This window comes from Bartonella sp. M0192 (assembly GCF_016102305.1).
Classification (GTDB): Bacteria; Pseudomonadota; Alphaproteobacteria; order Rhizobiales; family Rhizobiaceae; genus Bartonella; species Bartonella apihabitans.
This window is the reverse complement of sequence record NZ_JACFOU010000001.1, coordinates 181,290-205,122: the sequence shown is the minus strand read 5'-3', so window position 1 is coordinate 205,122 and position 23,833 is coordinate 181,290. Positions and strand designations below refer to the sequence as shown.

General features: G+C 45.9%; 21 protein-coding genes. 13 read left to right on the top strand and 8 right to left on the bottom strand.

Translation table 11 applies throughout. The features are described from left to right. The first annotated feature begins 34 nt into the window (after positions 1–34). From H3S82_RS00955 to H3S82_RS00945, 3 genes are all read left to right on the top strand, one after another. Positions 35–1,066, top strand: coding sequence for a DUF2125 domain-containing protein (locus H3S82_RS00955; protein WP_198237082.1), 1,032 nt, complete (start codon positions 35–37; stop codon positions 1,064–1,066). A 350-nt stretch (positions 1,067–1,416) separates the two neighbouring features. Beyond that, positions 1,417–2,292, top strand: coding sequence for a pyridoxal kinase (gene pdxY, locus H3S82_RS00950; RefSeq protein WP_198233092.1), 876 nt, complete (start codon positions 1,417–1,419; stop codon positions 2,290–2,292). 51 nt (positions 2,293–2,343) lie between these two features. Beyond that, the gene (locus tag H3S82_RS00945) at positions 2,344–2,985 is read left to right on the top strand and encodes a carbonic anhydrase (protein WP_077973215.1); all 642 of its coding nucleotides are present in this window, start codon (positions 2,344–2,346) and stop codon (positions 2,983–2,985) included. 168 nt (positions 2,986–3,153) lie between these two features. On the opposite strand, the gene H3S82_RS00940 is transcribed toward H3S82_RS00945, so the two are convergent. Then, complete coding sequence (locus tag H3S82_RS00940) at positions 3,154–3,972, bottom strand: lytic transglycosylase domain-containing protein (RefSeq protein WP_198233093.1); 819 nt, start codon at positions 3,970–3,972, stop codon at positions 3,154–3,156. Positions 3,973–4,306: 334 nt separating this feature from the next. On the opposite strand from H3S82_RS00940, the gene ffh reads away from it, so the two are divergent. The 3 genes from ffh (at position 4,307) to rpsP (ending at position 6,651) form a co-directional block, all read left to right on the top strand. Next, positions 4,307–5,851 (top strand): signal recognition particle protein, encoded by a 1,545-nt coding sequence (gene ffh / locus H3S82_RS00935; RefSeq protein ID WP_077973207.1) that lies wholly within the window; start codon positions 4,307–4,309, stop codon positions 5,849–5,851. Between the two features lie 23 nt (positions 5,852–5,874). Continuing rightward, entirely contained in the window at positions 5,875–6,180 is a 306-nt protein-coding gene (locus H3S82_RS00930; RefSeq protein WP_198225607.1) for a chorismate mutase, read from the top strand. Between the two features lie 81 nt (positions 6,181–6,261). After that, on the top strand, positions 6,262–6,651 hold the full coding sequence (gene rpsP, locus H3S82_RS00925) for a 30S ribosomal protein S16 (protein WP_077973205.1): 390 nt from the start codon (positions 6,262–6,264) through the stop codon (positions 6,649–6,651). A 570-nt stretch (positions 6,652–7,221) separates the two neighbouring features. Here the strand turns inward: rpsP and H3S82_RS00920 are convergent. Next, a complete protein-coding gene (locus H3S82_RS00920) occupies positions 7,222–7,434 on the bottom strand; it encodes a DUF1674 domain-containing protein (RefSeq protein WP_077973200.1) in 213 nt (70 codons plus the stop codon). 83 nt (positions 7,435–7,517) lie between these two features. Here H3S82_RS00920 and htpX point away from each other — a divergent pair, with 83 nt between their 5' ends. The 5 genes from htpX (at position 7,518) to H3S82_RS00895 (ending at position 14,606) form a co-directional block, all read left to right on the top strand. Beyond that, positions 7,518–8,474, top strand: a complete 957-nt coding sequence (gene htpX, locus H3S82_RS00915) for a zinc metalloprotease HtpX (RefSeq protein ID WP_198233094.1) — start codon at positions 7,518–7,520, stop codon at positions 8,472–8,474. A gap of 10 nt (positions 8,475–8,484) precedes the next feature. Continuing rightward, positions 8,485–9,855: an RsmB/NOP family class I SAM-dependent RNA methyltransferase gene (locus H3S82_RS00910; protein ID WP_210326721.1), complete on the top strand. Its 1,371-nt coding sequence runs from the start codon at positions 8,485–8,487 to the stop codon at positions 9,853–9,855. A gap of 375 nt (positions 9,856–10,230) precedes the next feature. Next, positions 10,231–11,868 (top strand): heparinase II/III family protein, encoded by a 1,638-nt coding sequence (locus tag H3S82_RS00905; RefSeq protein WP_198233101.1) that lies wholly within the window; start codon positions 10,231–10,233, stop codon positions 11,866–11,868. Positions 11,869–12,023: 155 nt separating this feature from the next. Continuing rightward, complete coding sequence (purH, locus tag H3S82_RS00900; protein ID WP_077973197.1) at positions 12,024–13,640, top strand: bifunctional phosphoribosylaminoimidazolecarboxamide formyltransferase/IMP cyclohydrolase; 1,617 nt, start codon at positions 12,024–12,026, stop codon at positions 13,638–13,640. A gap of 822 nt (positions 13,641–14,462) precedes the next feature. Further along, on the top strand, positions 14,463–14,606 hold the full coding sequence (locus tag H3S82_RS00895) for a DUF1127 domain-containing protein (protein WP_077973196.1): 144 nt from the start codon (positions 14,463–14,465) through the stop codon (positions 14,604–14,606). Positions 14,607–15,099: 493 nt separating this feature from the next. Here H3S82_RS00895 and H3S82_RS00890 read toward each other — a convergent pair whose 3' ends face one another. The 3 genes from H3S82_RS00890 to H3S82_RS00880 all read right to left on the bottom strand — a co-directional run bounded on the left by H3S82_RS00890 (position 15,100) and on the right by H3S82_RS00880 (position 18,134). Then, positions 15,100–15,978: a DMT family transporter gene (locus H3S82_RS00890; protein WP_198233095.1), complete on the bottom strand. Its 879-nt coding sequence runs from the start codon at positions 15,976–15,978 to the stop codon at positions 15,100–15,102. A 505-nt stretch (positions 15,979–16,483) separates the two neighbouring features. After that, a complete protein-coding gene (locus H3S82_RS00885; protein ID WP_198233096.1) occupies positions 16,484–17,371 on the bottom strand; it encodes a DMT family transporter in 888 nt (295 codons plus the stop codon). Next, complete coding sequence (locus H3S82_RS00880) at positions 17,364–18,134, bottom strand: SURF1 family protein (protein ID WP_246785277.1); 771 nt, start codon at positions 18,132–18,134, stop codon at positions 17,364–17,366. The genes H3S82_RS00885 and H3S82_RS00880 overlap by 8 nt, the downstream gene beginning before the upstream one ends. Before the next feature lie 209 nt (positions 18,135–18,343). Between H3S82_RS00880 and rpmB the strand changes: the two genes are divergently transcribed. Together rpmB and H3S82_RS00870 are read left to right on the top strand one after the other, a co-directional pair. Beyond that, on the top strand, positions 18,344–18,637 hold the full coding sequence (gene rpmB, locus H3S82_RS00875; RefSeq protein WP_077973192.1) for a 50S ribosomal protein L28: 294 nt from the start codon (positions 18,344–18,346) through the stop codon (positions 18,635–18,637). A 75-nt stretch (positions 18,638–18,712) separates the two neighbouring features. Continuing rightward, positions 18,713–19,363, top strand: coding sequence for a queuosine precursor transporter (locus H3S82_RS00870; protein WP_078040203.1), 651 nt, complete (start codon positions 18,713–18,715; stop codon positions 19,361–19,363). On the opposite strand, the gene H3S82_RS00865 is transcribed toward H3S82_RS00870, so the two are convergent. From H3S82_RS00865 to cobT, 3 genes are all read right to left on the bottom strand, one after another. Then, positions 19,351–20,115, bottom strand: a complete 765-nt coding sequence (locus H3S82_RS00865; RefSeq protein WP_198233451.1) for an HpcH/HpaI aldolase/citrate lyase family protein — start codon at positions 20,113–20,115, stop codon at positions 19,351–19,353. The two genes, H3S82_RS00870 and H3S82_RS00865, sit on opposite strands and share 13 nt — an antisense overlap. 207 nt (positions 20,116–20,322) lie before the next feature. Beyond that, on the bottom strand, positions 20,323–21,618 hold the full coding sequence (locus H3S82_RS00860) for an MFS transporter (RefSeq protein WP_078040202.1): 1,296 nt from the start codon (positions 21,616–21,618) through the stop codon (positions 20,323–20,325). Between the two features lie 433 nt (positions 21,619–22,051). Beyond that, on the bottom strand, positions 22,052–23,833 hold the full coding sequence (cobT, locus tag H3S82_RS00855) for a cobaltochelatase subunit CobT (protein ID WP_370541269.1): 1,782 nt from the start codon (positions 23,831–23,833) through the stop codon (positions 22,052–22,054).

Here is a 23,833-nt window from a genome sequence, read left to right as displayed (position 1 = left end):
CCGGTCTTTGTGGAAAATGCGAGAAAACCGAAAGATGACCTCATCCGACTTTGTGTCCCAGTCCAAATCAGTCAATCATAAATGTCTCAAATGGAGCATTTTTATAGTTGTTCTGATCATTATCCTTTATTCGGTCATCTGGTATTATCTGGCGCAAAAAGTCGAAAGACGCGTCTTCGAGCAATTGTCAGCCTATAATGAAAACGGGTTCGTCGCTTCATGTGAAAACATGCATAAAATAGGCTATCCGCTCAGAATTGGTGTTTCCTGTGATAAGGTCAATTTACAACAATTGATGAAAGGCTTTGCGTTTTCGAGTGAAAAAATAATCGCCGGTGCGCCCATTTATGCACCACACTGGCTTGAACTATCACTCGCTGCGCCCGTTTCTCTCGAATTGCCGGGTTTTGTCCCAATTGGCGCCAAGTGGAGCGATATGAAGCTCGAAACGGATATCAGCCGGACTATTCCCGATGCCTTGAGTTTGCGAACGGAAAATATCGAACTCGGTGTCGACCCCCGTGGCATGTTTAACAAAGCGACCGCGAAATTCTTGCGACTTGACGCCCATGGACTGAACAGTAATCTCGATGGACGACTGACTTTCGAAGAACTTAATCTGCCATTGAAAATTCCGCATGAAAATACACCAATGCCGGAAATGAGCGGGGATATCAAATGGTTACTCGAGGAGGCTTTTTCACTTTTCGAGGCGGATGAAAGGGCAAATAATCTTGTCGAACGGTTGCGCGGACATAAAGGCAATTTGAAGCCGTCGACCGTGCAATTTGCATCAGGTGGGGCGATGACCGTTGCAGGACCATTTTCGTTTAACGATGACGGTTATCTCAATGCAAAACTGGATATCACGATCATTGACCAGAACAAGCTGTTACAAACAGCACGCAATGCATTTCCTTCTCAGGCCGACAATCTCAAAACAATCTTTTTTGCGTTAAGCGCCATGCCAAAAAACGACAAAGGAGATCCCGTGCTGCAACTATCAGTGAAAAACGGAGAAGTCCGATTAGGCTTTTTCAAAATCGGTCACGTCAATCCGATTTGAATTTTAAGATTTTTGACAGGTGCATTTAAGCCGCAAAAATTCGTTATCATTGAAGACGAGTTTTCTTCACAGCTTTCGCGCTTTAAACCGGAATTATTCGTTTTAAAATGAGCTTGAAAATTTTATTTGAAATTATTTTTTCAATTAAAAAACAATAGTTTGTGAAAAAGAAACGAATAAATCCGACGACACTCGACTAATGCTATTTAAGACGTGTCTTTAACTTGCCCAAGGATTTCACTCCGGTTCTATCGGGCAGAATATTGTTGGCATCAATCATCACTTTCGCACTTGTGAGGAGGGGCAACAGGTTTTAAATAATAACTTGTTTTATGAAAAAGGCATTGTTGATGAGCAATTCTGGAAAATCTGTTCTTGTTATTTCAAGCCACGTTATTCGCGGTTCGGTTGGAACGCGCGTGAGTGTCAATGCTCTTGAACAAATGGGATATGCTGTATGGGATATGCTGACCGTCAGTATGACATGGCAACCACGCCATGGGCCATCCCATCGTCTCATTGTTCCGGTTGCGGATTTCAAGGCGTGGGCTGATGATATTATCCGCTCGAAGTGGGTGGGAGAGATTGCAGCCGTTATGACCGGTTATTTCGGAAGTGCCGAACAAATCAAAATTACCGCCGATCTCATCAAAACGCTCAAGCAGAAAAACCCGAATCTAATCTATTTTTGCGATCCTGTTCTGGGGGACGAAGGCGGGCTTTATGTCGGGGAAGACATTGCCAAAGAAACAGTCGAACAACTGTTGCCGCTTGCCGATATTTTGAAACCCAATCGCTCGGAACTCGAGTGGATTGTATCGAAAAAACTTGAGACCAATCACGAGATTATTGAAGCCGCACGAAAAACGGGTTGCAAAACAACTCTTGTCACTTCTGCATGGCCACTTTTAAAAAATGCTACCGGCAATCTGCTTGTAACAGATAAATCCATTCTGCTTGCCGAACACCCTTTGGTGAAAGATCCGGTCAACGGCTTGGGTGATCTGACGGCTGCACTTTTTCTTGCCCGTATTCTTGATGGGGAAAATGAAGAAGAAGCCCTTCGCTTTGCTACCGCTTCTGTTTACACTATGCTCATGGAAACAACCAGGCACAATGGTTATGAACTGATGCTTGAAAGCGGGCTTCATCGTCTTGGCACGCTCGAAGAGCGCGTTACGCTGCGTTATCTCAAAGATATGGCGGAAGTGGCAAAAAACAAATAAAAAGCGTGGAATACGCGAAAGCTGCCCAAGTAATTGTCAAGTGATCATTTTATGTTAGATTTTCCCGAAAAGCTTTTAAAAGGCTATCATGTGTTCATGAACACGCGGCTTGTTCAGGAACGCGAGCGCTATAAGCAATTGGCTTATGAAGGCCAAAAACCTGAGACAATGGTTATAGCCTGCTGCGATTCACGCGCTGCGCCCGAGACAATTTTCGATACCGATCCCGGTGAAATATTTGTTATGCGCAATGTGGCCAATCTTGTTCCGCCATTTCATCCCGATAAAGAATATCATGCAACATCGGCAGCGTTGGAGTTTGCTGTCCAGTCATTAAAAGTCAAAAACATTGTTGTACTCGGTCATGCCCGTTGCGGAGGAATCAGGAGTGCACTTGATCTTGATGGCAAGCCGCTTTCTTCTGTCGATTTTATCGGTAAGTGGATGGGGCTTTTGACGCCGGCTGCCGAAGCTGTTGCAACCAATACATTGATGACGTCAAGTGAACGTCAAACAGCATTGGAGCGCATTTCCATCCGCTATTCCATAAATAATTTGCGTACCTTCCCATGGATAAAACGGCGAGAAGATCAAGGAAAGCTTGCTCTCCATGGAGCGTGGTTCGATATTGCGACAGGCGAATTATGGATTATGGACCGCCGTACCGGCGACTTTATTCGGGCTGACGATTAATCCGTCGACATAGTGTTTATCGTCCAACAAAAAATTTCATAGAAAAAAGCCCGTCAATCAAACAGGCTTTTTCGGTTTTTTTAAAATATTGAAGCAATAACGGGCCATAACTTTTACCGGTTATAGGCACGGAAAATTCCAACCGCAATTTCACGGCCGGTTGTTTTATCAATTACCATCTATCTGTTTGCCCATAATGGCAATCGACTGTTGGTAAACGCTTGCATCATTCCACCCTTGAATGGCGGCAAAATTGGGCTCTCCGGGTTGATAACCCTGTCCCGGTTGCCAACCATGGGCGCGCAAAAAATTGAATGTTGAAGCAAGCGCGTCGGCCTTAGAATTGATCATGTCGATATGACCGTTCCCATCACCATCGGCGCCATAAAGCAGAACGTTTTTCGGCAAGAATTGGGTTTGCCCGATTTCGCCATGCATGGCACCAATAGAATTCGGGTCAAAATCTCCGCGGTCAATCAGCTTTAAAGCGGCATAAAGTTGGTCGGTAAAAAATGCGCTACGACGACAATCATAAGCAAGGGTTGCAACGGCCGATAAGGTATGTTGTTTTCCCATATAGGAACCGAAACTTGTTTCCATTCCCCAAATGGCAATCACCGGACCGGATGCAACACCATATTTTTTCTCGAGCCGGTCAAACAGTGCCGCATTCTGCTTTTTCATCACTCTGCCACGGGCAACAATGGTTGAGGAGCCGCGTTTTTTCATGAATTGGTCAAGGCTCAATTTGAAACTCTTCTGACCACGGTCTGCATTGATGGTTGCTTGGGCATAATGCACATTGTTCAAAGCGGCTATGCCACGTTTGCCAATTCCGTTTGCTGCTGCTTCCTGCTTGGTTGCCTCTACCCAGTTTTCAAAACCGGCCGAAGTACTTCCGCATTTTGGAGCTGCAAGGGCAACTCCTGTGGTTGCGGCAAATGCCAAGCCGATAAAACCGGCCTTTATCGCGCTTTTACAAAACATTCGAGCTGTTCCTTCTCAAAAACCTGACCTTTTGCGGGTAAAATGTTGTTTATCGCTTATAACAAGTTGCCCCCGAAACCAAGTGGGATTACACATTATTATATATTATAGTTACAGAATATGCTTTGGCCTTGACGCTTCAACCTTGACAAAAGGTTCTTTTTGCTGTTTTAAGACGCTTTAAATCTGCGACAAGCTTATCAGACTTGGAGCCACCGACCGGGACCCGTAACGGTATAAAGAGATCCCGGAGGTCAACATCCGACAGCGCGATGCGCCCTCGGGTGGGTGTTTCGTTTGGTTCGGGTTTGTTGGCTTATTAAAGAGGTAGACAATGTTTGATTCCTTACAGGAACGTCTGGGCACTATTCTGAACAATCTGACAGGGCGGGGAAGCTTGTCGGAGCAGGATGTTGCAACCGCTCTGCGTGAGGTTCGTCGTGCGCTGATCGAAGCCGATGTTGCACTTGATGTTGTGCGCTCCTTTACCGACCGTGTCCGTGAAAAAGCGGTTGGTGCCAATTTGCTCAAATCAATCAAACCGGGGCAAATGGTTGTCAAACTCGTTCATGACGAGTTGGTGGAAATGCTTGGCACAGAAGGCATTTCTATTGATCTCAATGCACCCTCACCGGTTGTTATCATGATGGTCGGCCTGCAAGGTTCAGGTAAAACCACAACTTCGGCAAAAATTGCCAAACGTCTCACTGAAAAGCAGAACAAAAAAGTTCTGATGGCTTCTCTTGATACACGTCGTCCGGCAGCTCAGGAACAATTGCGCCAGCTCGGCGAACAGATTCATGTGCCGACATTGCCGATCATCGCCGGCCAGACACCGGTTGAAATAGCAGCCCGTGCTGTTCAGGCTGCAAAACTTGGCGGTCAGGATGTTGTTATTCTCGATACTGCTGGTCGCACCCATATTGATGAGCCGCTTATGGTCGAAATGGCCGACATCAAGGCCAAATCCGCACCACATGAAATATTGCTTGTTGCCGATAGTCTGACCGGTCAGGATGCTGTCAACCTTGCCCGTTCATTTGACGAGCGTGTGGGCATTACCGGTATCATATTGACACGTATGGATGGTGACGGGCGCGGTGGTGCTGCCCTTTCAATGCGCGCTGTAACCGGCAAGCCGATCAAGGCCATTGCAACCGGCGAAAAAATGGAAGCGCTGGAAGAATTCCATCCGCGCCGCATTGCCGATCGTATTCTGGGCATGGGCGACATTGTTTCGCTGGTTGAAAAAGCTGCCGAAACGATTGATCAGGAAAAAGCCGCCGCACTTGCCAAAAAAATGCAGAAGGGCAAATTCGACCTGAGCGATTTGGCCGAACAGCTCAAGCAAATGAAAAAATTGGGCGGCATGGGCGGCATTCTCGGCATGATGCCGGGCATCGGAAAAATGAAAGACCAGATTGCTGCTGCCGGTCTTGACGACAATCTTTTTAACCGCCAATTGGCCATTATTTCTTCCATGACCAAAGAAGAACGTGCCAATCCCGATCTTTTGAAACATAGCCGCAAGCAACGCATTGCCAAAGGTTCGGGTACCAATGCGGCCGACATCAACAAACTTCTTAAAATGCATCGCCAGATGGCCGACATGATGAAAATGATGGGCGGCAAAGGCAAAGGCGGTCTGATGCAGAAGATGATGGGCGGCATTGGCGCCAAATTGGGATTTGGCGGCTTGGGCGGCGGACTTCCCGACCTTTCGTCAATGGATCCCAAGCAATTGGAAAAAATTCAAAAACAGGCTGAAAGTGCCGGTCTTGGAAACAAGCTTCCCGGTCTTGGTGGCGGGACTCTACCCGGATTACCTTCAAGTGGAACCAAATTTCCGGGGCTTCCCGGTCTGCCGAAGAAGCATTGAAAAACGAAGAAACGTTGAAGATTATGAGTGATACGAAAATTCCTGAAGAGCTTTTGCAACTTCGCGAATCAATCGACAATTTTGATGCCGCACTTGTGCATATCCTTGCCGAACGGTTTCGCTGCACCAAAGCTGTGGGAGTATTAAAGGCAAAATATGGCCTTCCGCCCGCCGATCCATCACGCGAAAAACGTCAGGTAGCTCGTCTGCGCAAGCTTGCTGAAGAAAGCCATCTTGATCCCGATTTTGCGGAAAAATTTTTAAATTTTATCGTCAAGGAAGTCATTCGTCACCACGAAGCGACAGCTTTGAAACTGAATTCGAAATAAGGAAACAATTCTGCCGGAACACGAAAAGGCCGGCGGCAACCCGATTGGTAAAAAGCCAAAACCGACAATAGGAGATAAAACATGTCGTTGAAAATTCGTCTGTCACGCGCAGGTTCAAAAAAGCGTCCTTACTATCATATCGTTATCGCCGATATCCGCAGCCCGCGCGATGGCCGGTTTATCGAACGTGTCGGTTTCTGGAATCCGATGCTTGCCGACGAGAATGATCGCGTAAAGATGGATAACGAGCGCATTCAATATTGGCTCGGACATGGCGCTTTGCCGACAGATCGCGTTGCACGTTTCCTTGATGCTGCCGGTCTTTTCAAACGCAAGCCCCGCAACAATCCGAATAAAGCGCAGCCCGGCAAAAAAGCCCAGGAACGTATTGCTGCTGCCAAACAGGCTGAAGAAGAAGCCAAAGCTGCCGCTGCTGCTCCTGCTGAAGAAGCAGCCCAGCCGACAGAATAAGCTTTTAAAATTGAAGCTTTCGGGACTTCCGACAAGTTTTTAAAAAAGTCAAATAAACGGGCACTTGATGCCCGTTTTTTGTTGGAATTTTTGTGTGACACTTAAATGTCGAATAGATTGATTTTCCCGCATTTTTCATTTTTATCTCGGGGTATAACTTTGTAGCTGAAATTCAGTGCAGCAATGGTTTTCATCCGGCAGACGACCGGTTTACGATCAACTATCTGTGGCATGCAACGAGAAAAGCTTTTTAAAAAGTGCCAGAGCCTATCCGATCAAACCGGAAAGGCGGGAAAGCTTTCTATATTGTCCATTACAGAATGGAAATAATAACAGGAACATCATTACGGGAAAATGTTTTTCTGATGAACTCAAGCTTGAAATAAAAATTGGCGAAACGCGAAGCAACAGCTTGTAAAAGCCGGTTTTGAAAATTGGTGTAACAAATTATTTTGACACATATTAAAAGAGTAGTCTTGTTAAGCAATATCGCGCAAAGCAAATCAATGTCGATTGAAACAGGCTTAGTCGTTCAATAAAGCGAGGTTTATTTGAACGAGCTTTCAAAAATCAGAAGTCGATAGCCCGCCCCTTTATTTCCCAGTCGCCATAGCGTGAAGGATCGTTGCCACCACGGCCACCAATTTCCTTCGGCGCATCGGTTTTTTTGGCTTTTTTACGCCGCTCTTCAGCTTCTTTCAGTGCTCTTTGTGCAGCAGGCGGAAGTTCTTTTTTTACGGAATTTTTATTCTCTATATTTTGTTCTTGTTGTTTGTCAGTCATTTTTCATAGGTCTTCCATTGAAGAAAACGGAAATATTCACCATCATATAAGGACAAATATGCGTTATATCGGAGTTGTTGACAATGAATTTTATGCGTACCGCCATGCTTCTTGCTTTCATGACGGCACTGTTAATGGGCGTCGGTTACCTGATTGGCGGCAGTAATGGCGCAGTGATCGCATTTCTCGTTTCAGCCGGAATGAATCTGTTTTCCTATTGGAATTCGGATAAAATGGTTTTGAGTATGTATGGCGCGCATCAGGTTGATGAGCGGAGCGCCCCCCAATATTACCGGATTGTCAGTGACCTTGCCAAAAAAGCCGGTCTTCCCCAACCGAAAGTCTTTGTGATTGATGATGCCCAGCCCAATGCTTTTGCAACAGGGCGCAACCCCGAACATGCTTCTGTTGCCGCCACAGCCGGTCTGTTGAACGCTCTTAGTCCGGAAGAACTGGCCGGAGTCATGGCGCACGAGCTGTCACATGTGCAAAACCATGATACGCTGACAATGACGATTACCGCTTCGATTGCCGGTGCCATTTCGATGCTTGGTAATTTCGCGTTGTTTTTCGGCAGCAGTAGCCGCGATTCCAATGGCAACTCCAATTCATCGGGTATTATCGGTACAATTATTGCGATGTTCGTGGCGCCTTTTGCTGCAATGCTTGTGCAAATGGCGATCAGCAGAACACGTGAATATGCGGCCGACAAACGCGGTGGGCAAATATGCGGAAATCCGCTATGGCTTGCTTCGGCTTTGAACAAAATTGCCCGAGGTGTTGAAACTATCCCCAATGAGGAAGCAGAGCATAATCCGGCAACGGCACATTTGTTTATCATCAATCCCCTGAATGGCAGCGGGGCGGATAATCTTTTTTCGACCCATCCCTCGACAGAAAATCGTATTGCAGCCTTGCGCAAACAGGCCGAAGAAATGAATATTACGACAACAAGCGGTTCGCCATGGGAAAATATGCGCCGCACTGTTGAACGTCCGTCATGGATGCGCAATAACACGCCGAAAGGTCCATGGTCATAACGAGTCGATATTGGCAACTAAACGTAAAATAGATCAATCCGGTTTGTCAGAAAAAAAATCCGCAGTGCCTGTTCCGGGACTTCCGGCAAGACAGGCCGCAGCCCGCCTTCTTTCGGCAGTGGTTGACAAAAAGACTTCGCTTGATGGCCTCACTGATAATGAGCACGGGCATCCCCAATATTTGGCACTTGAAATGCGCGATCGTATGCTGGTGCGCGCCATTTTGGGGGCAGCACTTCGCCATCGTGCCGATATTGAAAGAATCTTTAAGTCTTATCTTGATCGGCCTTTGCCGCAAAATGCCCTGTCCTTAAGGCATCTTCTCCATGTTGCGGCAGCACAAGTGCTCTATCTTGACGTTCCCGACCATGCGGCAATTGATCTTGCAGTCACGGCCGCTAAAAGCGACCCGCGCAATCAACGCTTTTCCGGCCTTGTCAATGCGATTTTGCGAAAACTTGCCCGCAATGCCGATAAGGAACGGGCGCAAAGCCCGGCCACGGAAAATATTCCGGCATGGTTTTCGGAAATGCTTGTTGAAAACTATGGTCGCGAAAAGGCGGCAAAAATATTGGCCGCACAGGCAAATGAACCAGCAATTGATATTACCGTCAAAAGCACCCCAGAAATTTGGGCCGAAAAACTCGGCGGGCATGTTCTCTTTAACGGCACAGTCCGGCTTGAACATGTCGATGGGGCGGTAAGCGATCTTGAAGGCTATCAGCAAGGGGACTGGTGGGTGCAAGATGTCGCCGCCTCTCTTCCCGCCCGTTTGCTCGGCAATATTAAAGATAAAGCTGTTGCAGATTTATGTGCGGCACCCGGCGGAAAAACGGCAGAACTTGCCATTCAGGGCGCCCATGTGACAGCAATCGATCTTTCTGAAAACCGCTTGAAACGTTTACAACGCAATATGGAACGGCTTAATTTGAAGGTTGCGACATGGGCAGGCAACCTCAAAGATTTCAAACCGCAAGAGCTTTTCGATGCTGTTTTACTTGATGCGCCCTGTTCGTCGACCGGAACAATCAGAAGACACCCTGATATTTTATGGACAAAAGATATTCGTGACGTTGAAAAACTTGCGAAATTACAGCTTGAACTTCTTGTCGCTTCCATTTCGCTTGTCAAAATTGGCGGTTTGATTGTCTTTGCAAATTGTTCGATTGCAAGACAGGAAGGTGAAGAGCTGGTCAATAACATCCTTTCAAGCCGCAATGACATCAAGCTCGTGCCAATTCGTGACGAGGAAGTGGAGGGAAGAAAAGAGCTTTTATCAAACGGAGTTTTGCGGACAACTCCTGCCGATCTTGAAGGACAAACGCCATTATTATCGGGTATGGACGGCTTTTTTGCTGCGAGATTCAAACGTATTGCTTAAGCTTTTCGCAACCTCGCTATTTTTTCGGCTTCTCCGGTATATTCTGACAAAAGAGAAATGGGGCTATGACACCTTCAATTTTTTGAAAATTTGTTTTGTGAATTTTAAATTGCTGATGGGCAGAATCCGGAATTATTAACGCCGATATTTCAATCCTGAACGCTTGAAAACCGGCAAAATATTTCAGCTTTTTTCCAAAAATAGATGATAATAATTTCATTTGATCGCGATGGTCTATTGCGAGTTTTTTACCAAAATTAACCAATCATTCACCTTAATCAAAGAAAATACACTCAAGTTTGTTTTCTTGGAGTTCCGATCGTGTCCACTACAGTTGATCAGCAATATAAAACATCGCCGGCGCTTTATGCTGCGATGCGTGTGTTGCGGCGTGTGTGTGTGGGGCCGTTGTTCCGTTGGCGTTTTTCCGGCTTTCGTCCGCAGCGCATTCTGGCCGAACCGGTTGATCTTCATTTGGCCGATCCGGAAATGGCGCATGAATTCTATCATGGCCGGTTCGCACTTGCCGGACGAATTGTGCAAACAGGGTCAATCTCGCCTTTTGCAATAGAACCGCCAACGCCGGCCTGGGAAGCAGCACTTAACGATTTCAGTTGGCTCCGGCATCTTGATGCGGCACGCACCCCTCTTGCCAATGCCCATGCCCGTTCTTTGCTCAATGACTGGCTTGAACAATCCGGAAAACATGTCAAAGGGCCTGCCTGGTATCCCGATGTTGCGGCACGAAGACTGATTTCCTGGCTTTGCCATGCACGAATGTTGCTTGATGGAGCAAATGAAAATTTCGAACGTCGTTTCATGCGTGCATTGGGTTTTCATGCACGGTTTCTAAGAACGGCTATCCGCAATATGGACGAGGATGAAAACCGTCTTCAGGCGGCAACGGCGTTATGCTTTGCGTCCATTTGTTTGCCGGTTTCTCCTTCCATGAAGAAGGCAGCACAGGCACAGCTTACCCGCTCTTTGACCCGACAAATATTGCCGGATGGCGGGCATATTTCACGCAATCCTGCAACATTGCTTTCGCTTTTGACCGATCTTATCGCATTGCGTCACCTTTATGCCCATAGCAAAGAGACTGCACCGAGAATATTGGTTGATTCGGTTGAACGCATGTTACCGGCTTTGCGGTTTTTTGTTCATCAGGATCAGACGCTTGCCCATTTTAACGGTGTCGGACCGGTGTTGCCGGAACGGTTGGCAGTTGTTTTAAAACTCGACGAGACAGCCGGTATGCCTTTTTCACATGCTCCCTATTCCGGCTATCAAAGACTTTATGCCAATAACACAACCATCATTGCCGATACCGGAACCATACCGCCGCGTCAGGTTTCCTATCAGGCGGCCGCAGGCTGTCTTTCATTCGAAATGTCATCCGGTGCCGACCGGTTTATTATCAATGCAGGAATCGACCCTTATGGACCGGCCGATTATGCTTTGATGGCGCGGGCAACCGCAGCCCATTCGACTGCAACATTGAATGATACCTCTTCCGGTAAATTCTATAAGCGGAAAGGCAATGACCGCGCAGCCCTCATAAGCGGCCCGACAATTGTCAATATAAAGCGGGTTGAAGAACCGGATCGTATCGGTTTTGTCGCAAGTCATAACGGTTACGTCGGATCATTCAATATGATTCACGAACGTGGATTGCTGCTTACATCCAATGGCAATATTATTGACGGTTACGATTCCTTCTATGCTCCTGCCGGTAAATCTATCAAGAGCGATGGTCGTGATAATGTAGCGGTGCGTTTCCATCTTCACCCGCATGTCGAGGTGAGCCATGATGGGAACAGCTTACGTCTGGAAGTTTTGAAGGGAGACGTGTGGAATTTTATTTCTCCCGATGCCGATATCCAGCTTGAAGATTCAATCGACTTTGCAGATGCAAGCGGCCCCAAAAGGACACGGCAGATTGTCTTGAATTTTCGGCCGGTTCTCACCGAAAAAGTCCGTTGGCGTTTTACACGTATTACCGGTGCAAGCTAAGTATTTGACCTGAAAATGAAGATAGTTCGAAAAGAGCTTATCTAAAAGTTTCAAGTCAAAACCGTTCACTTTTCTATTCACAGCGTGTTTTTTCCAACTTCCTGTGCTATGGCAGTTAAGGTTATTTCTTCTGCGTAAATTTCAGGAACAATACTATGACTGTGACATCGAAACACATTCCCGCGCCCGATTTGCTTCGGGTGCGTCGGGCTCTTATTTCCGTATCGGATAAAACCGGTCTTATCGACTTTGCGACGCGACTTCATGAATATGGCGTCGAGCTTATTTCGACAGGCGGTACTGCAAAGGCTTTGGCTGAAGCCGGTTTGCCTGTCAAAGATGTCTCCGAAGTTACCGGTTTTCCGGAAATCATGGATGGTCGGGTCAAAACTCTGCATCCGGCAATTCATGGAGGCATACTTGCAATCCGTGATGATCCCGAACATCAGGCCGCAATGAAAAAGCACGGAATTGTCGGCATTGATCTTGTTGCTGTCAATCTTTATCCGTTCGAGGAAACAAGACTTTCCGGTGCCGATAATGAAACCATTGTCGAAAATATCGACATTGGCGGACCGGCAATGATTCGTGCGGCTGCAAAAAACCATGCCTATGTTACAGTTGTGACAGATTCGGATGACTATAATCTGGTATTGGCCGAGCTTGATAAAAATGAAGGCAGTCTGAAGCTTTCTTTCCGCCGTATGTTGGCTGCCCGTGCTTTTGCCCGTACAGCGTCATATGATGCAGCAATATCGAACTGGTTTGCCGAGAAGCTTGAAATTGATACGCCGAAATGGCGTGCAATTGGCGGCGAGCTCGAAACAATCATGCGCTATGGTGAAAATCCGCATCAAAAGGCGGGTTTTTATCTGACCGGTGAAAAGCGCTTTGGTGTATCAACCGCGCAGGTTTTACAGGGAAAACAGCTTTCCTATAATAATATCAATGATACGGACGCAGCCTTTGAAACGGTGGCCGAATTCGATCCGGAAAAGACTGCTGCAGTCGCTATCATCAAACATGCCAATCCTTGCGGGGTTGCCAAAGGCAAAACGTTGAAAGAAGCCTATCTCAAAGCCTTGGCTTGTGATTCTGTTTCGGCTTTTGGTGGTATTATCGCGCTTAACCGTCCGCTTGACGAAGATTGCGCTACCGAAATTACCAAAATTTTCACCGAAGTTATTATCGCACCGGACGCTACAGAAACAGCCCGCGAAATTATTGCCAAGAAGAAGAATCTGCGTCTTCTGATTACCGGTGGTCTGCCTGACCCGCGCGCTCCCGGTTTGACAATGAGAACCGTATCTGGTGGCATGTTGGTTCAGACGCGCGACAATGGTGTAATTGACGATCTCGAATTGAAGGTAGTCACAAAACGCCAACCGACCGAAGCGGAAATGCGCGATCTCAAATTTGCGTTTCAGGTTGCCAAACACGTCAAATCAAATGCCATTGTCTATGTGAAGGATAATGCAACAGTCGGCATTGGTGCCGGTCAGATGAGCCGTGTGGATTCAGCCCGTATCGCTGCGCATAAAGCGCTTGATGCAGCTAAAATTGCAGGGATAAGCGAGCCTTTGACCAAAGGTTCGGTTGTTGCCTCCGACGCTTTCTTCCCGTTTGCTGATGGATTATTGTCGGCGGTTGAAGCGGGTGCAACAGCGGTCATCCAGCCCGGCGGTTCTATCCGCGACGACGAGGTGATTGCAGCAGCTGACGAAAACAACATCGCTATGGTCTTTACCGGCATGCGGCATTTCCGTCACTGAATAAGTGGTTAAAAAATAAAAAGTGCAATTTTAATCAAAAGCTGCCGGATGAGTTCCGGCAGCTTTTTTAAAGCTATCATTGTTTCCGATACTTTCCGGAAGTGATCAGAGGCCACGTTGATCAAGCTTCAAAACGGAGGCATCGGAGAAAAATAGCGATTATTTCAGCGAAAATATTTTTAAAACCGGCTAAGCGATGTTTTGATAGATTTACCGGAGATTTCTACAAAACTGTCCACTTTTCTCAAACAACATTATGTCTATGAGGCGTGTTACACAGCAAATTCTTGTTTCACAATTGCAATCGATATGCCGCGATTGATTGAAACAGATCAGGGGTTTCTTGGCCAAGACAGTTTCGAGATCGCAAACGATCGCGCGAATAAACAATAGCGCTCGTCAAAAAATTATTTGCTTATGCCGACAATATATTTCAAGTTCGTGATAGGAATTACTCTAAACGAAAAATTAACCATGATTTATGAACTTTTGTAGAAAATATCGTTAACTTACAAGTTATTTTGCACAGGTAACTAGAATTTCGTTCTTTCAAATTTGTAATTTGGTTTAATTTAAAACAATTCTCATGAAATTTTTGACAGGAATTATGGCAAAAAACGAAGATTTATTTCGTAAATAAGGCGAAATGTCATGGAATGAGGCAAAAGGCGGACAATTCTTAATGAATTGTGACTAAAAAATACGCAAATTGCTTAAACGTTGCACAGCAGCTATGCAATCTTGTCACTCCTCAATCAATAAAGTCAGGCTTATATACGCCTCAACAAATTCAAACATAATAATATAAATCAGGTGAGTGTCATGAATCTTCTTCGTAGTTTTAATAAATGGCGCCGTTATCGTACAACTTATAATGAATTGAGCCGTCTTTCTGCTCATGAGCTAAACGATCTAGGCATTACCCGTTCAGAGATTGCGGCGATTGCTCGCCGTACAGCACGCTAAAAGCTCACAGAGCCTTCCCCCTCGGGCTCTGTGTGGAAAGCCTTTCCTTCCCTTGAGGCTTTCCCTTTGTAACGTCTGCTGCTCCCTCCCGCAGCAGGCGTTTTTTATTTCCTCCCTTTGTAACGTCTGCTGCCTGCTCCCTTAAGCCAAGCGTTTTTTATTTTCTTCCTTTGGGGCTTTTCTTTTGTAATCTCTGCTGCCCACCCCCCGCAAACAAGGCGTTTTATTTCAAAGCTCTATTTCTGTCTTTTAGAACAATGCAGCAATCAGGTCTTAATGCATCTCTATATTAAAAGACGTGCCTCGGTACCGGTTCGTTGATTGCGGCGATTGCTTGCTTTATAGCACGCTGAAAACTTGCGAGATTTCTTCTCGGGCTTGCCAGCGAAGTTTTCTTCACATTAGGCTTTTTTATTTTTTCAAGGGTTCTTTTTCGATCGATGAAAATTCAGTCGGACAGGGGAAAGGAACTGATTTTATGGATTTAAGTATTTTATGGCGTGGCTTTTTGTGGTGTGGTTTGAGTACTGTGATGTTTTTCACGCATGAAAGTTAACAGACTCGAAGCCATGATCAGGATAATGCCAATGATCATAGGAAGATCGAGATGATCGTTGAAAATGAAGTAGCCGAATAAGATCGCCCAGATCATCTGGCTATATTGCGGGGTAGCAATTGCAATGGCGGGAACGCGACGAGCCGCAGACATGAGGAAAAGCGCGCCAAGAGCTGCAAATAATCCATAACCGGCAAGATAAAGCCATTCGAAGTTATGCGGTTCGATATAGCCTGGTAAACTCAATAAACCACAGATAACAATCGAACCGATAATTCCGCTGGAATAGAGTGTGATGCGTTTTTCACGTCCTCCCATATGGCGGACAATAATAATGGAAATAGCACCGCTCAAACCGGCAAAAACAGCTCCCACATGGCCGATATTGAGCTCGCGAAAACCTGGTCGCAAAACGACAAGTACACCGATAAAGCCGATAATGATGGCAGACCAACGCCGCCACCCGATGGCTTCTTTTAAAAATATCATGGAAAGAATACTGACAAACAAAGGCTGTAAAAATATGAGTGTAAATGCCTCTGCCATTGATAAATGTGTAAAGGCCGTCACACTGCCAATAACGCCAAATGCGCCCGATATTGTGCGTAAAAACCACATTGGCCAGTTTTGTGAACGAATAATGTCTATCCATTTATTGTCACGGTTTTTCAAAAACGGAATGACAATAATGCTTATTAAAGCTCCGAAAAAAGCCGTTTCATAAGGGGGAAGTGCACCATCAATAAATTTGACACAAGCATCACTGATCGCATATGCGGCATAAGATGCAAATGAAAGGAAAACTCCATAAACCATGTTTATTCCTTCCGTTCGCTTTTACCTGTGTTATCTGCTTGTTCGTGTTCGCACCACCGCATTCGCTTGATCAAATTCGCCTCACTGAATTCGAATACCCGAAAACGATGACCAGAAAACAATTGAGCACATAAAATTATTAGCACCCGTTTATCAGCTTCGTTCCGGTAATTTCGCGAAGTGGCTGTGTTCCAATTCAAAAATATCAATATGATAAAAGATCAAAAAAAGAAAAGGGGCGAAAAACAGTTACTTCAAGAAATATATTTAGAAATTTTAAAATAAAATAGCAAAGCTAAAACCGGTTTTTATGGCGTTAAAAATGATGTTTATAATTTTGTGTATGTAAATTTGTAAGATATTATTAGAAAACGATTTTTACAGGATAGTTCGATTATTTATCGTATGCAGGAATTTTTTCGAGAACTATAAAATTTGATTTCGATAATAGTGAAATGATCTCCCCAAAAAAGGAATGATGATGATTGATGAAGATCGTTTTCTTCTATTCGGAAACCGGTTGCAGTTTCGATTTGAAAATCAGATTTTTCGAAGCAAGGACAGCACCGCCGGTGATGAGTAGACATGCCGCCAACAAACGCCATGACGGCTCTCCAAGCCCCGTTGCCACCATGATAAGCGTGGAAAGCAAAGGTGCACTATAACTTGCAACGCCTAAAAGCTGGATATTGCCCCTTTTGACACCAAAATCCCAACAGTAAAAAGCCAGTCCGACAGGAAAGAGACCTAATAACAGAACGGATAGCCATTGTGTGCCGGTCTCCGGCAAAATGAAGGGTTCTGAAAAAATGAAGTGGCAAAGAAATGCCAAAATAGATGTTACAAGGCAAAAGGCTGCCACGACTGTTGTTGGAACTTTTGCCAATCGACGTGAAAGAAGTGAATAGGCCGCCCATGCAAAAGCACTTCCCAATGCAACGAGATAGCCATAGATGTTTTTTTCATCAATAACAAATCCGCCTTTTCCGGCGATGACCAGCACCATTCCGGAAAAGCCCAATAAAGCACCGAGAACATGGAACCAGCGCAATTTTTCACCCGGCATGAGTGCAGAACCGAGCACAATCAGCAAAGGCCATAAATAATTGATCAATGCTGCATCAACAGGCGGCGCATTTCTCAACGCTGTGAAATAAAGGAAGTGGTAGCCGAACAGGCCACCGATGCCCACCACCCAGACGACGAGGGGTTGTTTTAAATCTTTCAATGTTTGAGGATGTTTGATCCAGATCACCACCCCCGGTATTGTGCCGATGAGAAATGTCATGGATGTCAACAGGAGAGACGGAACTTTTCCGGAAAAAGCGGTCAAGGTCGCAAGAAGCGACCACATGAGGATTGCCAGAAAACCGATTCCTGTTGCTTTATTCATAAACGATACCGCGCCGCCGCCGCTTTTCAGAAATAATTAAAAATATTGATGCTGCAAATACACCGGCGGCCAAAGTAAACCAAGTAATAGCATAGCTCAAGTGATTATTCGGAAAGCTGACTACAGTTAAACCACCAATTGGTAAACCGCCTTTATTGGGTGTTCTGTCGGCATCGATGAAATATGGGGCAACTTCATCAAGCCGGACTTTCTTTGCCATAGCGGGCAATTGCCTCGTATACCACAAATTACTATCCGGATTATTTTTGCGCGGGAAAAAACCGCCACCTTCACTCATGCGTAAAAGACCCGTTACAGTTGTTTCCCCGTCAATTATGCCGGCTTTACGCGATCGTTGATCGCGCTTATCCATGGGGACAAATCCCCGATTGATGAAAGTAATTGCCCCGTCTTCTGTTTCCATGGGGGTCAGCACCCAATAACCGGTGTCTTCATCGGCGACAGCAGTTACCAGAACTTCTTTATCATTCAAAAAACGGCCGGTGAGTGTGACAGGGCGGTATTCGTCATTATCATATGTTACCTTTCCCCATTCACTTTTTGCTGGTGCAGCAATTGGCGCAAGGTGGATGCGTTCATTGGCATTTTTAATCAGATTTTCTTTCCAGCCGAGTCTCTCGACCTGCCAGACGCCCAATGCTGAAAAGGCACAAAAAAAGAATAGACACAGGAAGCCGAAAATGCCCAGAAATATAGGGGAACGGCCATGGGAACGGGGAGTATCGGTTTTTATATCACTCATCATGGTATTGCTTTTAGCATATCCCGAATAAAAAAACAGATTTCTTACGTTTTAACTTTCGTCTATCACATGAAAACCCTTGACCTTTTCATCCAAGCCCCCTATAGAAACGCAACTTACCAATTTTTGGGAAGCCAATCTATGCGCGTGTTCATTGGAAATTTAACATGCTTGTCGGTTGCTTCTATTAGAATTTAAAGGTGAAACCTATGTCCCGCGCCTGCGAATTGACTGGAAAAACAGTCCAATATGGCAATAATGTCAGCCACGCAAATAACAAATCGCGTCGCCGTTTTTTGCCAAATCTCTGCAATGTTACATTGATCTCGGATGCTCTCGAACAAAGTTATCGTTTGCGCATTTCAGCAAATGCTTTACGTTCGGTTGAACATCGCGGTGGTCTTGATGCTTTTCTTTTGAAGTCCGGTGACAAGGAATTGTCGCAACGGGCCCGCTTGTTGAAGCGTCAGATTGAAAAGAAGCTCGCTGAAACAGCAGCTTAATTTTTTCAATAAACGATTCGTCTTGAGGGCCGATTTTCGGCCCTTTTTTCTGGTTCCATCACCCAGGGTAAAAAAATGAAACAGACCCAGCATCTTATTTTTGCAGTTTTTGCAATGTGCCTCGCGGTGACGGCATCCAATGTTCTGGTGCAATATCCGTTTCACTGGTTCGGATTAGAACACCTTCTGACCTATGGCGCGTTTACCTATCCATTTGCTTTTCTCATCAACGATCTGACGAATCGTCGTTACGGCCCCCATGCTGCAAGACGTATTGTTTATGCCGGTTTTATTGCCGGTCTTGCTGTTTCGTGGATTCTTGCAAGCCCTCGATTGGCAATTGCCTCGGGAACGGCTTTTCTTTTTGCACAATTGCTGGATATTCTGGTGTTCAATCCATTGCGGCGCAAAACCTGGTGGATTGCGCCGCTTGCGGCTGCAATTACCGGCTCGGCACTTGATACCGTGTGGTTCTTCGCGGTCGCTTTTTCCAGCCATTTTTCGTTTATCGATAAATTGACCGGTTACAGCGATAGCTCGATCCCGACTATGACAAACCTGATGGGGCTTGAGATACCGGTCTGGCTTTCATTGTCATGCGGCGATTTTTGCGTGAAACTTTTTATGGGCGTGTTTATGCTTTTGCCATATGGTGCCATTCTGGCAATCTTCATGCCGGATATCTATCATGGAAAAGTTCATGAAAAAGGCGATCAAGCCATTTGACCAAGAATGGTTCGGGCGGCTTCGCCAATCATTGCTTTGTCATTACTCAATGTCATGAACTGGTAACCGAGTGACTGATAACGTTTGGCAAATGTGCTGTTCGGGCAATAAACTCCGGCAATTAGATGCGCATCACGGGCTTTTTCTGCGATCGTTGTCAATGGCTCTATTATTTCAGGACTTGAAGGGTTAGCCTCTTTTCCTCCACTCCAGCCGACCGAAAAATCAAAAGGACCAACGAAAACACCATCCAATCCCTGAACGGTCAAGATCTCGTCGAGATTTGCGAAAGCCTCACGCGTTTCGATCATGGCGAAAATTGTGACATGTTGATTACAGCCGCTGAAATAATTGCCACTGCCAACAGCACCAAAACTGGTATTTGGTCGTAACGCTCCGAACGAACGTTGACCAAGGGGTGGGTATTTTACAAATTCGATCAATTTACGCGCTTGTTCGGCAGAGTTTATCATTGGTGCAATAATTGCATCGGCGCCGAAGTCCAAGGCACGGCTCGCTGTATCGAAACGATTGACGGGAATGCGCACAATTGTCGTTTTATCACGGGATTTTGCGCGATCGATAGCTGTAATGATGCTTGTTTCATCATGTGCGCCATGCTGCATATCAAAAACGATTGCATCAAAATCTGTTTCGGCCAATGCGGATATTGCAACAGGATCGGTAAAATTACTCCATGCCGAAAAAACATGACCCTTTTCTTTAACAATCGTTTTAATGCTTTTTGTCATCTTATTATCCTCCCCATCGATCAGCTATCGCTTCTGTTTGTACTACTGTGATATACGAGTAGAATTGTTTCATAAATAGAATATCCCGGTCAATTTTCCGAAAAATAATATTTCTGTATGAGATTCGATTTCAAATAAGCGAAATCGTTCAAAACCAAATAATTCCGAACCAAAGAAAAGAAAAATTGGCATTATCTGATCAACCGGTCAGTGTTTGCGCCCGATATCTTCCTCCGTCAAAGCGGTTTTTGGCAGGAAGAAAAGGTAGATCATGGCTGACAGAATGCCGATGCATGAACCAACCAAAAGCGCCGGAATAAAACTTCCTGTAAATTGTGCAATATAACCGGTCACAGTAGGTGCCAGTGCACCCCCCACATAACCGAAGGCACTCATTATGCCGCCCAGCGAACCGGTAACACTTCGGGCTGCCAAAACAGAGACCATAGCCCAAGCCATTGCTGTAGCCGAACCCACACCGAACATAACAATGCAAATAAAAATAACGGCTAAAACATTGCTCGCTGTTAATGCACATAAAAAGGTGAAAACCGACATTATGACAAGACTGAATGATACAATATACCGGCGGGCTTCAACCGGAGTTATGCCTTTCGAGGAAGCCCAATCAACAATATAACCTGTTCCAATGCTGCCGATTATGCCGAAAGCATAGGGAATGGCCGCGACCCAACCGGTTTTTTGCAAGCTCATGCCGCGTTCCATTTCGAGATAACTCGGAAGCCATGTCATAAATAGCCACATGAGGTAGATGGTGCCGAAATACCCCAACATCAGTCCCCATGTTACACGAAAGCGGAATAGACCTATCCATTCGGCAAAATCGGTGGTGCTTTCAGGTTCATTTTCTTCGCCCGCTACAAGGTAGTTTCTTTCTTCTTCTATGAGATCCGTGTGGTGAGGATCCCGATAAATGATGAACCAGATTATTGAAACAATAATACCGACAATACCCATGATGATGAACATCCAACGCCAGCCGAAATTCAACATCAATGCTGTTAATAGAGGCGGTGCCACAGTCGGTCCCAATGTTGAAACACAATTATAGATACCTGTCGGTTTTCCCCGCTGACTGAGAGGGAACCAGTCACGTACAGCGCGTGCATTTGAAACAAACATTGGTGATTCACCCATGCCCAGACATACTCTGGCAATGATGAATTGGAAGAAGTTGAAAACCATACCACACAATGCCTGGGCAAGTGACCAGATAAATAAGCCTATTCCTAATACGCGGCGCGCTCCGAATCTATCGACGAGAAGTCCACAAGGTAATTGTGAAATTGCATAAGCCCATAAAAACGCGGAAAGCAGCCATCCCATTTGGGTCAGGGATAAGCCAAGGTCCTGACGGATCAATGTGTTACCTATTGAAAGCGTCGAACGGTCGATATAGTTGATGGTTCCGATCAGAACCAGCATTAGAAGCGTTGTATTTTGTCTTCTGCGGACTTTAGGTGTGGCGCGTAATTCCGTCATGGTTGTTCTCCTCCCCGTTCTTCTTCCCCTCGAAAAACTTCCCCGATAAAAACGGATTGATTGATAAATGAAAGACAGATATTCAAGTTAGAAATTGGTCGATTATTGATATATCTGATATAAAAATCAATAAAATTATTTAACGGGAGCGGGGCAGATAACAGGTTTTTATATTGTAAAAAATCTATCTGTTGAGGCTTTTTGAGCGGTGGCGAAATTTGTGCCGGAAAACCGGTTTTGACAGCCTTTTGACGAACGTCTTTCTATAAAGAAATATATCGCAATATAGAATGAAATTCGGGATAGCGAAGATCACTTCATGAGCAGGATTTTTTGACAAAAGGCTATTTGTTCCGGTAATGATTTGATTGTTATTCAACTTATCCGGATTGAGGTGCGATCAACCTGTTTGACCGCAAAAGCACATGCAGAACTAACGGGATTTTTCTTCGTCAAACAGGCTTGCAAGTTGTTCTGTCATGGCGCCGGCAAGTTCTTCCGCATCGACAATTGTCACAGCACGCTGATAATAGCGGGTGACATCATGACCGATACCGATTGCAATCAATTCGACCGGCGAGTGAGCCTCTATTTCTTCAATAACAGCGCGCAAATGCTTTTCCAGATAATTACCCGGATTGACGGAAAGTGTGGAATCATCAACCGGAGCGCCGTCGGAAATCATCATCAGAATGCGCCGGTATTCGCGCCGGCCAAGTAACCGTTGGTGCGCCCATATCAAAGCTTCGCCATCGATATTTTCTTTAAGCAGCCCTTCGCGCATCATCAGGCCGAGATTGCGCTTCGCGCGCCGCCAAGGTGTGTCGGCACTTTTATAAATAATGTGGCGGAGATCGTTCAGGCGACCCGGATTGGCAGGCTTCCCGTTGGCGAGCCATTTTTCGCGGGATTGGCCACCTTTCCATGCTTTTGTCGTAAAGCCCAGAATTTCAACCTTCACGCCGCAGCGTTCAAGTGTTCTTGCCAGAATATCAACACAGGTTGCAGCAACAGTAATGGGGCGCCCTCTCATGGAGCCGGAATTATCGATGACCAGCGAAACAACGGTATCGCGAAAATCGGTATCGCGCTCCTGTTTGAAAGAAAGCGGTTGTGTCGGGTCGATAACGACACGCGGCAGCCGTGCCGAATCGAGATAGCCTTCTTCAAGGTCGAAATTCCATGACCTGTTCTGTTGCGCCATCAAGCGCCGTTGCAAGCGGTTGGCGAGCTTGCCGACAGCACCTTGCAAATTGGTTAGCTGCTTATCAAGAAACGCACGTAATTTTGTGAGTTCTTCAATGTCACAAAGTTCGGATGCTTCGACTTCCTCGTCAAATTCGCGCGTATAGACTTTGTAATCGCCAAGCTCGTCCATATCGGAAAATGGCGGTTGCGGGCGTTTGGTTTGACCAGGGGTCTGTTCGGTGTCTATCTCTTCGGAATCGCTGCCATCATCATCGGCCGAATCGGATGCTTCCATGTCTCCGTCTTCGGCATTTTCATCAACATCATCAGATGGCTCGCTTTCGGTTTTATCGGAGCCTTCTTGTTCTTTCGAATCGCCGTCCTCGTTTTCCTGAGGCTCGTTGTTTTCATCCTCGTTCTCACCCTCGCTATCAGTCTCGTTATCTTCAAGACTGTCAGCAAGTTGCATGGATGCCAACATATTACGCACGATGCGGGCAAATTTGTCCTGATCATTGACATTTTTTGCCAGATGATCGAGGTCTGTTCCGGCTTTTTCCTCAATCCAGTCACGCCATAAATCAACGACGGGACCAGCTTCTTCAGGTGGTTTACGGCCGGTAATCTTCTCGCGCACCATTAGTGCCAAGGCTTCTTCAAGGGGAGCTTCTTCCTTTGTGGTGATAGCCTGATAATTTGCCCGCTTGTATTTATCGGCAAGCATCGCATCAAGGTTTTCTGCCATGCCTTCCATGGCAAGTGTGCCGATTGCTTCAACACGGGCCTGTTCGACCGCATCATAGACGGCACGTGCTTCGGGCACTTGCGGAGCAAGATTGGAATGGATTTCACTATCATGCCAGGCCTGACGCAAAGCCATGGAATCGGCAAGTCCACGGGTAACAGCAAAATCATTATATGTCGGGTGGCGCGGTATTTCGGGAAGTCTTGCATGTCCTCCCACTATTGAGGGGCGGTCTTCACCGAAGACCACATCCAGCTCATGATCACCCGAGACTGCACGCAT

What these genes read in the sequence shown, in the direction of transcription:
- H3S82_RS00955 (WP_198237082.1), top strand. Translation starts at nt 35, where the DNA reads ATGACCTCATCCGACTTTGTGTCCCAGTCCAAATCAGTCAATCATAAA.
- pdxY (WP_198233092.1), top strand. Translation starts at nt 1,417, where the DNA reads ATGAGCAATTCTGGAAAATCTGTTCTTGTTATTTCAAGCCACGTTATT.
- H3S82_RS00945 (WP_077973215.1), top strand. Translation starts at nt 2,344, where the DNA reads ATGTTAGATTTTCCCGAAAAGCTTTTAAAAGGCTATCATGTGTTCATG.
- H3S82_RS00940 (WP_198233093.1), bottom strand. Translation starts at nt 3,972, where the DNA reads ATGTTTTGTAAAAGCGCGATAAAGGCCGGTTTTATCGGCTTGGCATTT.
- ffh (WP_077973207.1), top strand. Translation starts at nt 4,307, where the DNA reads ATGTTTGATTCCTTACAGGAACGTCTGGGCACTATTCTGAACAATCTG.
- H3S82_RS00930 (WP_198225607.1), top strand. Translation starts at nt 5,875, where the DNA reads ATGAGTGATACGAAAATTCCTGAAGAGCTTTTGCAACTTCGCGAATCA.
- rpsP (WP_077973205.1), top strand. Translation starts at nt 6,262, where the DNA reads ATGTCGTTGAAAATTCGTCTGTCACGCGCAGGTTCAAAAAAGCGTCCT.
- H3S82_RS00920 (WP_077973200.1), bottom strand. Translation starts at nt 7,434, where the DNA reads ATGACTGACAAACAACAAGAACAAAATATAGAGAATAAAAATTCCGTA.
- htpX (WP_198233094.1), top strand. Translation starts at nt 7,518, where the DNA reads ATGAATTTTATGCGTACCGCCATGCTTCTTGCTTTCATGACGGCACTG.
- H3S82_RS00905 (WP_198233101.1), top strand. Translation starts at nt 10,231, where the DNA reads ATGCGTGTGTTGCGGCGTGTGTGTGTGGGGCCGTTGTTCCGTTGGCGT.
- purH (WP_077973197.1), top strand. Translation starts at nt 12,024, where the DNA reads ATGACTGTGACATCGAAACACATTCCCGCGCCCGATTTGCTTCGGGTG.
- H3S82_RS00895 (WP_077973196.1), top strand. Translation starts at nt 14,463, where the DNA reads ATGAATCTTCTTCGTAGTTTTAATAAATGGCGCCGTTATCGTACAACT.
- H3S82_RS00890 (WP_198233095.1), bottom strand. Translation starts at nt 15,978, where the DNA reads ATGGTTTATGGAGTTTTCCTTTCATTTGCATCTTATGCCGCATATGCG.
- H3S82_RS00885 (WP_198233096.1), bottom strand. Translation starts at nt 17,371, where the DNA reads ATGAATAAAGCAACAGGAATCGGTTTTCTGGCAATCCTCATGTGGTCG.
- H3S82_RS00880 (WP_246785277.1), bottom strand. Translation starts at nt 18,134, where the DNA reads ATGAGTGATATAAAAACCGATACTCCCCGTTCCCATGGCCGTTCCCCT.
- rpmB (WP_077973192.1), top strand. Translation starts at nt 18,344, where the DNA reads ATGTCCCGCGCCTGCGAATTGACTGGAAAAACAGTCCAATATGGCAAT.
- H3S82_RS00870 (WP_078040203.1), top strand. Translation starts at nt 18,713, where the DNA reads ATGAAACAGACCCAGCATCTTATTTTTGCAGTTTTTGCAATGTGCCTC.
- H3S82_RS00865 (WP_198233451.1), bottom strand. Translation starts at nt 20,115, where the DNA reads ATGACAAAAAGCATTAAAACGATTGTTAAAGAAAAGGGTCATGTTTTT.
- H3S82_RS00860 (WP_078040202.1), bottom strand. Translation starts at nt 21,618, where the DNA reads ATGACGGAATTACGCGCCACACCTAAAGTCCGCAGAAGACAAAATACA.
- cobT (WP_370541269.1), bottom strand. Translation starts at nt 23,833, where the DNA reads ATGCGTGCAGTCTCGGGTGATCATGAGCTGGATGTGGTCTTCGGTGAA.